The following is a 10,852-nucleotide window of genomic DNA, read 5'->3' on the forward strand; positions in this document are numbered from 1 at the left end:
TCCGGCTCCGAGCACGACGAATCACGAATGCTCGTGCCTTCTCTGTTGTTCGTCGGAGTCGTCGTCGCCGCCGTCGGTAGCCTCGGTGCCCCGCTGATCACGAGCGTCGCAACAACTTTCGACGTTTCCCTCTCCAGTGCACAATGGACGTTGACGTTGGCTTTGTTGACCGGTGCCGTCACGACACCGGTTCTGGGCCGCCTCGGATCGGGTCCGCATCGACGGGCAGCAATCCTCGGGACACTGGGCGTCGTCTCGGCCGGAGGCATTCTGACCGCACTGCCGCTGTCCTTCTCCTGGCTGCTCCTCGGCCGCGCAGCCCAGGGAGTGGGACTGGCCCTGACTTCGATGCTGATGGGTGTGGTGCGAGATCGTATGTTCGACAAGCGGTCCGGATCGACCATCGCTTTGTTGTCGGTCGCGTCTACTGCGGGTGTCGGTGTGGGCTATCCCTTGTCGGGGTTTCTGGCCGAGCACGGCGGTCTCCGGCTCGCATACGGATTCGGTGCTGCGATGACGGTCATGGCGTTTGCCGTTGCTCTGCGAGTTGTTCCTGCCTCGACGCGCAAGCGTGCGACCCGGATCGACGTTCCGGGTGCGGTGCTGCTAGCGATCCCTCTCACGCTGGTGCTCGTTCTCGTCAGTGAGACCGCGCTGTGGAGGAGCCGCCCTTGGACGGCGGGGGTGCTGGCTGCAACCGCGGTCGTCGCTGCGGGCATATGGGTACGCGTCGAACTGAGAAGCTCGGCACCGCTCGTCGATCTTCGGTTGTTTCGTCACAGGGCTGTGGTCGGAGCGAACGGCGCAATGTTTCTCGGCGGCATCGGAATGTATCTGCTGCTCACCCTCGCTACGCGCTACGCGCAGACGCCTTCCGGTGCCGGATACGGTTTCGGCCGCGACGTGTTCGCGGCGGGCCTCGTCCTTGTTCCGTTCTCGGTGTTCGGATTTCTCGCCGGCAAGCTGGTACCCAGAGCGCTGCGTCGGGTGGGGGCAGCCAGCGCGCTGACGGTCAGCGCACTGATCGTTCTGGTGGCTCTCGCCTTGTTCGCCGGTACCCGCGCCGGCGTCGTTGAACTCTGTGCGGTGATGGCGATTCTGGGTTTCGGAGTCGGAAGCTTTTCGGCCGTGCTGCCGGCCGTCGTGCTGCCGGTGGTGCCCTCCTCGGAGACCTCGAGCGTCATGAGTATCAACCAGGTGGTGCGCAGTGTCGGATTCTCTTTCGGAAGCGCGATCGGTGGTCTGGTACTCGCCGCCGGAACGCGTCCGGGCTCCACCTTCCCCGGAGAGGATGCTTACACGTCCGCCGCCTGGGTGGGGGTGGTCGTCACCGCTGCCGCGGCCATCGTGAGTGCCTCTGTTCTTCATGGCCGGGCAATCGCCGGGCATCCGACGTGAGGCGGGTAGAGTACGCAATCGCGAACGAGTTGGCTGGACGGCTGCGGCTCGAAGTACCGACGGACAGGTTCCGTTCCGCTTCGGGCCGAGGAAAGTCCGGACTCCACAGAGCAGGGCGGTTGTTAACGGCAACCCGAGGTGACTCGCGGGACAGTGCCACAGAAAACAGACCGCCTGCGGTTCGGTTCTTCGGAATCGAGCTGCAGGTCAGGGTGAAACGGTGCGGTAAGAGCGCACCAGCATCTCAGGTGACTGGGGTGGCTAGGTAAACCCCGCCCGGAGCAAGGTCGAAGGCTGCACCGCGTAAGGGGTGCAGCTGCGCAGGTGCTCGAGGGCTGCTCGCCCGAGCCTGCGGGTGGACTGCTCGAGGTACCCGGCAACGGTGTGCCCAGATGGATGGTCGTCGATTCGGACCCGCGCGAGCGGGAACGTTGAACAGGATCCGGCTTACAGGCCGACTCGTTCGCACTCACTTTTCTCGCAGTTCTCCTGCCGCGTCGCTCCATGGGGCACACTGGAAGTCATGACCGACGACGACAGCTCCTGGTACTACGACATCAGCACCAAGCAGGTTGTGCAGGGCAAGGAGACCAATGCCCTCGACCGCATGGGTCCGTATCCGGACAAGGCCACCGCAGAGCAGGCGCTGAAGATCGCAGCCGCCCGCAACAAGGCCGCCGACTCCGACGACGACTGGAACAACTGACGGTGCTGCTCACCCGTCTGAGGGCACCGGGCTTCGACTTCGGTGCCGTCAGAGCCGAGTTCGGCCTGCGTGACGGCGTCGATCCGGAAGTACTGCGTGAGGCGGTGGACGCGCGAGACGCGCACGCCGACAGCAGAATCGACCGCACCGACATCCCCTTCGTCACTATCGACCCACTCGGCTCCAAGGATCTCGATCAAGCGGTGCACATCGAGAAGACCTCGAACGGATTGGTGGTGCACTACGCGATCGCCGACGTCGGTGCCCTCGTGGTACCCGGGGGAGCGCTCGATGCCGATACTCGGCACCGCGGCCAAACCTTCTATCTACCCGACGGTTCGGTTCCGTTGCATCCGCGAGAGCTGTCGGAGGGCTCGGGAAGCCTGCTGGAAGGGCACACGCGCTGCGCTGCCCTGTGGACCATCGAACTCGACGACGTCGGTGAAGCCGCCGCGTGGACCGTCACCCGTGCGCTCGTGCGTTCGACCGCACGTCTCGACTACGCGGGAGTGCAAGCCGACTTCGACGCCGGCACACCGCACCCGTCGATCGCTGCCCTTGCCGAGTTCGGACACCTACGGGCGGAGGCAGCGAGGCGTCGAGGAGCCATCGACATCACACTCCCCGAGCAGGAAGTGGTTCCGGACGGGCACGGTTGGCGAATCGTTCTGCAACCGCGAACAGCAGTGGACGGCTGGAACGCCGAGGTGTCCTTGCTGACGGGCATGTGCGCAGCCAGAATCATGCTCGACGCCGGAATCGGCATCGTACGCACGCTTCCGCCCGCACCGCCCGAGGCCGTCGAGACCCTGAAGAAGACCGCGAACGCACTCGGAATCGAGTGGCCCGCCGGCGCATCCGCCGGCGCAGTGCTCGCCGGCCTGCCCACCGACGAACCGTCGACCCTGGCGATGATGACTCGGGCCACGGGATTGCTTCGGGGAGCAGACTATTCGGCGTTCGACAGTCGGACTCCGAACTCGACCATCGATGCACCCGGCACCGACGGTCCCGTCGAACACTCGGGTATCGGAGCGCCGTACGCCCATGTGACGGCCCCGTTGCGACGGCTGTCGGATCGTTTCGCCACCGAGGTGTGTCTGGCCGTGGTCGCGGGTGTGCCCGTCCCCGAGTGGGCGGCTCAGGCGCTACCGGAGTTACCGGCGATCATGCGTGGATCGGATTCTGCAGCCTCGAAAGTGGATCGAGCCTGCATCGATCTGACCGAAGCGCACGTGCTCGAAGATCGCGTCGGTCATACGTTCGACGCAGTGGTGCTGCGCGGTGCCGAGGGCAAGCGCGACGCCGAGGTGCTCGTGACCGAACCGATCGTCATGGGCAAGTGTGACGGCGCGCCGCCTGCGGGGGAGTCGGTGAAGGTCCGATTGACTCGGGCCGACACCGACTCGCGCACAGTCCGGTTCGACTACCCGGCTGTCACGGCCTGAAGCGGTCGGTCGCCTCGACGAGGTGGTGGACGATGCCCGGCTCGGCCGCAGAATGGCCGGCATCGTCGACGATCACCAGATCTGCACTCGGCCAGGCCTTGTGCAGCGCCCACGCACTCGTGGCCGGGCACACCACGTCGTAGCGGCCCTGCACGATCACGCCAGGAATACCGTCGAGCAGGTGCGCGTCGCGTAGCAACTGGTTCTCTTCGAGGAAGCACCCGTTGCGGAAGTAGTGGTTCTCGATTCCGGCAAAGGCGCGAGCAAAACGCGCATCCGAATTATGCTGTACAGCATCGGGTTTCGGAAGCAGGTAACTCGTTGCTGCCTCCCACGACGACCACGCCACCGCGGCCCGGGTCGCTGCAGCGTCGTCCTCGGACATCAACTGTCGGTGATATGCCTCGACCAGATCCCCGTCTCGTTCGCCTTCCGGAATAGGGGCGAGAAACTCCTCCCACAGGTCCGGGAAGATGTGTCCGGCACCGCCGCGGTAGTACCAGTCGATCTCCGACGGACGGACGAGGAAGATTCCTCGGAGCACGAGTCCTCGCACCCTGTCGCGATGCGTCTGTGCGTAGGCCAGCGACAACGTGGAGCCCCAGGATCCGCCGAGCACCAACCAGGTGTCGATGTTCAGGTGCTCGCGGAGTTTCTCCATATCGGAGATCAAGCGATCGGTGGTGTTGACCGACAGATCTGCCCCGTCGGCAATATGAGGGGTCGACAGCCCGCAGCCTCGCTGATCGAACAACACGATGCGGTAGACCTGCGGATCGAAGTAACGACGCTGTAGTGGATTGGTGGCACCGCCGGGACCGCCGTGCACGAACACCACAGGTTCGCCGTCGGGGTTGCCGGAGATCTCCCAGTAGATCCGCTGCCCTTCGCCTACGTCGAGGTGACCGGTCTCCACGGGCTCGATCTCCGGGTACAAGGTGCGCATCCTAGAAACCGACCAGACCGGAGGCCAGATCCGGGATGTCGAGGGAGCGGATGGCCTCGTCCCGCACGTCCGAGCACGTTTCCTTCGTGATGTCGTCGACGAGCGCGCGATTCTGCACCACCTGGAGGTTGATGACGCCGCTCTGCGCAGCCCAGGTCTGCACCAGAATGTTCAGACCGCCGCGACCGAGGGTGGGGCCCTGCACGCGCCAATTGGACAGCTGCGCCTCGAGATCGGTGCACAGCTGCTGCTTCTGGGCATCGGTGACAGCCGCTCCCGCAGGAGTGGTCGTCACCGTCGTGCTCGGAGCGGTCGTCGTGGCCGACGACGAACCCGTGTTGGTCGTGTCGGTGCTGCATGCCCCGACTACGGCGAGAAGCGCAGCCGCACCGACCAGTGCGACTGCGCTTCGTCCTGCAATGGACGTCGTACCCCGTCTGAATGTCATGGCCCGAGTGTGCCATCCGAACCGGGACCAGAGTAGGAGTGCAGCCTGCGGAACGAACAGTGGCGACGACGGTCAGTAGCTGTGTTCGGGTCCGGGGAAGACTCCCGAGCGCACCTCGGACATGTACGTGGTGGCTGCGGTGCGCAGCGAATCGCCCACGTCGGCAAACTTCTTGACGAACTTGGCGGTCTTGCCGTTGGTGTATCCGGCCATGTCCTGCCACACGAGAACTTGGGCGTCGCACTCGTTGCTTGCACCGATGCCGACCGTCGGGATGGTGAGCTTGCGGGTGACCTGGCCGGCGATGTCGGCGGGGACCATCTCCATGACGACGGCGAAGGCACCTGCCTCCTGTACGGCGATGGCGTCGGCGACGAGTTGTTCGGACGCGTCCCCGCGGCCCTGAACGCGGAATCCGCCGAGGGTGTTGACGCTCTGCGGGGTGAATCCCACATGGGCCATGACGGGGATGCCGGCAGCGGTGATGGCAGCGATCTGCGGTGCGACCCGCTCGCCGCCCTCGAGCTTCACAGCGCCCGCGAGGCCTTCCTTCATGAAACGAACAGCGGTTTCGAGTGCCTGCTGCGGTGAGGCTTCGTAGGTACCGAAGGGTAGATCGGCGACGACGAGGGCGTGCGGTGCGCCGCGTACCACCCCGCGTACGAGAGGAAGTAACTCGTCGATGGTGATCGGCACGGTGGTGTCGTAGCCGTACACGACGTTGGCCGCGGAGTCACCGACGAGAAGCACAGGGACGCCGGCTTCCTCGAAGATGCGGGCGCTGGAGTAGTCGTACGCCGTCAGCATTCCCCAACGCTCACCCTCTGCTTTCATCTGCAGCAGATGGTGGGTACGGGTCTTGCGGGTCAGCGCGGTCGCCGGAGATTCGGTGGACGAACCGCCGTACACAGCATTTTCGGACATCTTTGTCCCTTTCTGGTCCTCGAGGCCCGCTCGGCGGGTCCCCGGGATGGGGTGTGATGACGTGACCAGTCTGCCACCGCCCTTCTGTCACAGGAATGCTGGTGACGAGTGCAATTTGTCACAGTCGCGGTACCGGCTGATCGTCACTTCGCGAGCTCGTGCGTGACCCTGCCGTCGGTGATCGGCATCCGGCGATCGCGCCCGAACGCCCGCGAGGTGACCTTGGTGCCGATCGGATACTGCCGTCGCTTGTATTCCGCTGTGTCCACCTTGCGCACGATGTCCGCCACGATGGACGCGTCGAAACCCGCCGCGACGATGTCTGCGACGCCCTGATCGTGGTCGACGTACCGAAACAGGATGGCGTCGAGGGTGTCGTAGTCGGGCAGTGAATCGGTATCGAGCTGACCCGGCCGGAGCTCGGCCGAGGGTGGTTTGTCGATACTCGACTCGGGGATCGGCGGGACGTCTTCGCGGTCGATCGCGGACTCGTTGCGCCAGCGCGCCAATTCCCAGACCAGCGATTTGGGCACGTCCTTGATCGGCGCGAAGCCGCCGACCGCGTCGCCGTAGATCGTCGAATATCCCACCGCCAGTTCGGACTTGTTCCCGGTGGCAAGAACCAGATGACCGAACGTGTTGGACAGTGCCATCAACACGATTCCCCGGCATCTCGCCTGCACGTTCTCCTCGGCCACGCCGGTCAGGTGCAGCTGGTCCACGACGCCGGCAACCATCTGGGAAATCGGTTCGGTCCGAAAGTGAATGCCGGTGCGCGCGGCGAGATCCTCGGCATCGATGCGCGAATGCTCCGAGGAGAACTCCGAGGGCATCGACACTGCGTACACCGTGTCGGCGCCAAGGGCATCGACGGCGATGGCGGCAACGACCGCCGAATCGATTCCGCCGGACAGGCCGAGGGTGACCGAGCGAAAGCCGTTTTTGTGCACGTAATCCCGTAAACCGGTTACCAACGCGCCCCACACCTGTTCCTCGGCGCAGAGGGGCTGAGCCAGGGACGGCTCGGTACGCTGCCAGCCGCTGACCGCCACGTCGGGCAGAGCTACGCGATCGACCGTCCAACCGGCCACCGCGGGGGAGTCCGCGACCGGATCGGTGGGGGCATCCACGTCGACGATCAACAAGTGCTCGACGAATTGCGGAGCCCGGCCCCACGTCGAGCCGTCGGGGCCGAGCACGAGACTTCCCCCGTCGAACACCAGCTCGTCCTGACCGCCCACCGCGTTCACGTACGCGATGGGGGTCCCGATCTCGGTGGCTCGTCTCTGGACGATGGAGTGACGAATCGTGTCCTTCCCCTGCTCGAAGGGGCTCGCGTTGAGGCACAGCAGTAGATCGACTCCGGCCGAGGCGTAGGCGGCCACGGATCCGCCGGGTTGCCAGATGTCCTCGCACACAACGAGTCCGAACCGCACACCGTTGACCGTCGCGATGCTCAACCGGGAGCCGGGCGCGAAATAACGTGCCTCGTCGAATACCCGGTAGGTGGGCAGTGAATGCTTGTCGTACCGAGTTGCGACCCGGCCGTCGACGATCACCGCCGCGCTGTTTCTCGAGCCCTCGACATCGCGGTCGAGATATCCCGCCACAACGATGCGATCGCCGCACCCGGCTCGGTCCAAGCACTCCGCCAGCCCCGTCAGTGCCTGCGCTGATGCCGCGGCGAACGACGGATTCAGCGCCAGATCCTCGACCGGATACCCGGTCAGGGCCATCTCCGGAAACACGACCACGTTGGCACCGTCATGGGCGGCACGGACGGTCCATTCGACGATCGCCGCCGCATTCGCTTCGAGATCGCCGACGACGGGATTGATCTGGGCGAGGGCGAGTCTGAGGGCCTGCACCGTGTAGACGCTAGTGCTCGACGGCCGTCCCTGCCGGGCAGCGAGAATGGAGTGTGGCCGGAAAGACCTGGCACGATCGACTCATGAGAACGCGCACCACGACGTCGGTCGTGGCACTGTCCGCAGTCGCCTTCGTACTCACCGGCTGCTCCGCGCCCGGGCCCGGTGCCGACCCCGATCCGTCCACCGCGTCCGACTCCACGTTCTCGGCTCCGGCCGGTCCGGTTCCTGCCGGGCTCGAGGCGTTCTACACCCAGAATGTGCAGTGGGAATCGTGTGAGTCCTACAACACCGATGGGTCCGAGCTCGGTGACGCAGTCCAGTGCGCCCGAGTGACCGTGCCACTCGACTACGCCGACCCGGGTGGCAAGACCATCGACATCGCGATCTCACGGACACAGGCGACGGGGGAGAAGATCGGGTCGATCCTGATGAACCCGGGCGGCCCCGGCTCGTCGGGGCTCTACCTCGCCGAGCAAGCCGACGGCACCCCGATCGCCGACCGGTTCGACCGCATCGGATTCGATCCACGTGGGGTCGGGGCCTCCGAACCCGAAGTGCGCTGCCTGACGTCCGAGGGAGTCGACGAAGAGCGTCGGGAACCGGACGTCGACGTCAGCCCGGAAGGGATCGCCGCCACCGAAGCCGATCATCGTGATTACGCGGCGCAATGTGTCGAACGCACCGGGGCCGACGTGCTCGAACACGTCGGCACCCGTGAAGTCGTCCGCGACATGGATGTCATCCGCGCAGTGCTGGGCGACGAGAAGCTGACGTACGTCGGGTACTCGTACGGGACACGCATCGGAACCGCCTACGCCGAGGCGTTCCCGTCGAACGTACGAGCCATGGTGCTCGACGGAGCACTCGATCCCGACCAGTCGCCCGTCGACGAGGCCGTCGCCCAGGGTGCGGCGTTCCAGACCGCGTTCGACCAGTTCGCTGCGGACTGCACGCAGACGGATACCTGTCCGCTCAACACCGATCCGTCCCAGGCCGTGGCGCAGTTCCGGACCTTGGTCGACCCGCTGGTCGACAAGCCCGCCGACACCACCGACCCGCGCGGACTGAGCTACGACGACGCGATCACCGGAGCGCAACAGGCGCTGTACTCACCGCAGCTCTGGCGCTTGCTGCGAGCAGGACTGAGCGAACTGCGAGAGGGACGGGGAGACACGTTGCTGCGCCTCGCCGACACCTACTCCGGGCGACTCGAGGACGGTAGCTACACCAACATCGACGACGCGTTCAACGCCGTCCGATGCGTCGACGGCCCGCCGACCACCGACCGGGGAGAGGCCGACGAGGCCGACGCCAGGTTCCGAGCGGCAGCGCCGTACCTCGACGACGGCCGCTCCACCGGGAACGCGCCGCTGGATCTGTGCGCGTTCTGGCCGGTGCCGAACACCAGCGAGCCCCACATCGTGGACGTGGAGGGGCTGCCCACACTGGTGGTTGTCTCGACGACCAACGATCCGGCGACGCCCTACCAAGCCGGTGTGGAACTTGCTGCTCAACTGCGCGGTGACCTGGTCACCTTCAACGGCACCCAACACACGGTGGCGTTCTCGGGAGTCGAATGCATCGACGATCCGCTGACGAACTACCTGGTGGACCTCGTCCCGCCAGGCGAAGGATTGGTGTGCTGACGCGTACATCACCGGGCGCGAGGTGAGTTGAGAGTTCCACGAAGTGAGACTGAATTCACGATGTAACACAGATTTAACTCCGTTTGCTTACTCTCGCGTTCATGGATCGTCAAAAGGAATTCGTGCTCCGGACTCTCGAAGAGCGCGACATTCGTTTCGTCCGCCTCTGGTTCACCGACGTCCTCGGGTACCTCAAGTCGGTGGCCATCGCGCCCGCTGAACTCGAAGGTGCATTCGACGAGGGAATCGGCTTCGACGGCAGCGCCATCGAAGGATTCGCCCGCGTCTCGGAGGCCGACACCGTCGCCAAGCCGGATCCGTCGACGTTCCAGATTCTGCCTTGGTCGACCAGAAAGGGGCATCAGCACTCTGCCCGCATGTTCTGCGACATCGCCATGCCCGACGGGTCTCCGTCCTGGGCCGATTCGCGGCATGTGCTCCGCCGTCAGCTCAGCAAGGCAGCTGACCTCGGATTCAGCTGCTACGTGCACCCCGAGATCGAATTCTTCCTGCTCAAGGACGCTCCCCAGGACGGCTCACCGCCGACCCCTGCCGACAACGGCGGGTACTTCGACCAGGCCGTGCACGATTCGGCTCCCAACTTCCGTCGTCATGCCATCGACGCTCTCGAGTCGATGGGTATCTCGGTCGAGTTCAGCCACCACGAGGCAGCGCCGGGCCAGCAGGAGATCGATCTGCGGTACGCGGACGCGCTGTCCATGGCCGACAACATCATGACCTTCCGCTACGTGGTCAAGGAAGTTGCCATCGAAGAGGGCGTGCGGGCGACGTTCATGCCCAAACCGTTCAGCGATCAGGCCGGCTCGGCGATGCACACGCACATGAGCTTGTTCGAGGGCGACACCAACGCCTTCCACAACCCGGACGACCCGATGCAGCTGTCGGAAACCGGCAAGTCCTTCATCGCCGGCATCCTCGAGCACGCCAACGAGATCAGTGCCGTGACCAACCAATGGGTCAATTCGTACAAGCGTCTCGTGCGTGGTGGCGAAGCTCCGACGGCCGCATCCTGGGGACCGGCCAACCGGTCGGCATTGATTCGTGTGCCCATGTACACCCCGAACAAGGCGTCGTCGCGACGCGTCGAGATTCGTAGCCCCGATTCGGCCTGCAACCCGTATCTCGCTTTCGCGGTGCTGCTCGCGGCCGGCCTGCGCGGAATCGAGAAGGGGTACACCCTCCCTCCCGAGGCCGAGGAAGACGTGTGGGCATTGACCTCCGCGGAGCGTCGCGCCATGGGCTACAAGGAACTGCCGGGCAACCTCGACCAAGCGCTCAACGCGATGGAGGGTTCCGAGCTGGTCGCAGAAGCACTGGGCGAGCACGTGTTCGACTTCTTCCTGCGCAACAAGCGTCGCGAGTGGGAGGAGTACCGCAGCCACGTCACGCCGTACGAGCTGAGGGCGTACCTCGGTTTGTAGAGCAGCGGGGTCTGTAACAACCC

The 10,852-nt window shown here is 65.1% G+C and carries 9 protein-coding genes and 1 other RNA gene; 6 read left to right on the forward strand and 4 right to left on the reverse strand.

The window, feature by feature from the left end; all coding sequences use genetic code 11:
* Nucleotides 1-33: 33 nt before the first annotated feature.
* The 4 genes from E4P29_RS04810 (at nucleotide 34) to E4P29_RS04825 (ending at nucleotide 3,552) form a co-directional block, all read left to right on the forward strand.
* The gene (locus tag E4P29_RS04810; protein WP_245154163.1) at nucleotides 34-1,398 is read left to right on the forward strand and encodes an MFS transporter; all 1,365 of its coding nucleotides are present in this window, start codon (nucleotides 34-36) and stop codon (nucleotides 1,396-1,398) included.
* A gap of 25 nt (nucleotides 1,399-1,423) precedes the next feature.
* An RNA gene (gene rnpB / locus E4P29_RS04815) (RNase P RNA component class A) lies at nucleotides 1,424-1,864 on the forward strand.
* A gap of 57 nt (nucleotides 1,865-1,921) precedes the next feature.
* Nucleotides 1,922-2,104 (forward strand): hypothetical protein, encoded by a 183-nt coding sequence (locus E4P29_RS04820; protein ID WP_027497419.1) that lies wholly within the window; start codon nucleotides 1,922-1,924, stop codon nucleotides 2,102-2,104.
* Between the two features lie 2 nt (nucleotides 2,105-2,106).
* Nucleotides 2,107-3,552 carry an RNB domain-containing ribonuclease gene (locus tag E4P29_RS04825; protein ID WP_135042397.1) on the forward strand — a complete coding sequence of 482 codons (1,446 nt, stop codon included), beginning with the start codon at nucleotides 2,107-2,109 and terminating at the stop codon, nucleotides 3,550-3,552.
* On the opposite strand, the gene pip is transcribed toward E4P29_RS04825, so the two are convergent.
* From pip to E4P29_RS04845, 4 genes are all read right to left on the reverse strand, one after another.
* The gene (gene pip / locus E4P29_RS04830) at nucleotides 3,542-4,498 is read right to left on the reverse strand and encodes a prolyl aminopeptidase (protein WP_135042399.1); all 957 of its coding nucleotides are present in this window, start codon (nucleotides 4,496-4,498) and stop codon (nucleotides 3,542-3,544) included. The genes E4P29_RS04825 and pip overlap by 11 nt on opposite strands.
* 1 nt (nucleotide 4,499) lies before the next feature.
* On the reverse strand, nucleotides 4,500-4,946 hold the full coding sequence (locus E4P29_RS04835; protein ID WP_135042401.1) for a hypothetical protein: 447 nt from the start codon (nucleotides 4,944-4,946) through the stop codon (nucleotides 4,500-4,502).
* Between the two features lie 72 nt (nucleotides 4,947-5,018).
* Entirely contained in the window at nucleotides 5,019-5,870 is an 852-nt protein-coding gene (gene panB, locus E4P29_RS04840) for a 3-methyl-2-oxobutanoate hydroxymethyltransferase (RefSeq protein ID WP_135042403.1), read from the reverse strand.
* 143 nt (nucleotides 5,871-6,013) lie between these two features.
* The gene (locus E4P29_RS04845) at nucleotides 6,014-7,738 is read right to left on the reverse strand and encodes an NAD+ synthase (RefSeq protein WP_135042405.1); all 1,725 of its coding nucleotides are present in this window, start codon (nucleotides 7,736-7,738) and stop codon (nucleotides 6,014-6,016) included.
* Nucleotides 7,739-7,821: 83 nt separating this feature from the next.
* Here E4P29_RS04845 and E4P29_RS04850 point away from each other — a divergent pair, with 83 nt between their 5' ends.
* Together E4P29_RS04850 and glnA are read left to right on the forward strand one after the other, a co-directional pair.
* Nucleotides 7,822-9,387: an alpha/beta hydrolase gene (locus E4P29_RS04850; RefSeq protein WP_135042407.1), complete on the forward strand. Its 1,566-nt coding sequence runs from the start codon at nucleotides 7,822-7,824 to the stop codon at nucleotides 9,385-9,387.
* 101 nt (nucleotides 9,388-9,488) lie between these two features.
* Nucleotides 9,489-10,829 (forward strand): type I glutamate--ammonia ligase, encoded by a 1,341-nt coding sequence (gene glnA / locus E4P29_RS04855; protein ID WP_135042409.1) that lies wholly within the window; start codon nucleotides 9,489-9,491, stop codon nucleotides 10,827-10,829.
* Nucleotides 10,830-10,852 lie beyond the last annotated feature (23 nt).

It is taken from the genome of Rhodococcus sp. 1R11, assembly GCF_004563845.1.
GTDB lineage: Bacteria > Actinomycetota > Actinomycetes > Mycobacteriales > Mycobacteriaceae > Rhodococcoides.

What these genes read in the sequence shown, in the direction of transcription:
- E4P29_RS04820 (WP_027497419.1), top strand. Translation starts at nt 1,922, where the DNA reads ATGACCGACGACGACAGCTCCTGGTACTACGACATCAGCACCAAGCAG.
- pip (WP_135042399.1), bottom strand. Translation starts at nt 4,498, where the DNA reads ATGCGCACCTTGTACCCGGAGATCGAGCCCGTGGAGACCGGTCACCTC.
- E4P29_RS04835 (WP_135042401.1), bottom strand. Translation starts at nt 4,946, where the DNA reads ATGACATTCAGACGGGGTACGACGTCCATTGCAGGACGAAGCGCAGTC.
- panB (WP_135042403.1), bottom strand. Translation starts at nt 5,870, where the DNA reads ATGTCCGAAAATGCTGTGTACGGCGGTTCGTCCACCGAATCTCCGGCG.
- E4P29_RS04850 (WP_135042407.1), top strand. Translation starts at nt 7,822, where the DNA reads ATGAGAACGCGCACCACGACGTCGGTCGTGGCACTGTCCGCAGTCGCC.
- glnA (WP_135042409.1), top strand. Translation starts at nt 9,489, where the DNA reads ATGGATCGTCAAAAGGAATTCGTGCTCCGGACTCTCGAAGAGCGCGAC.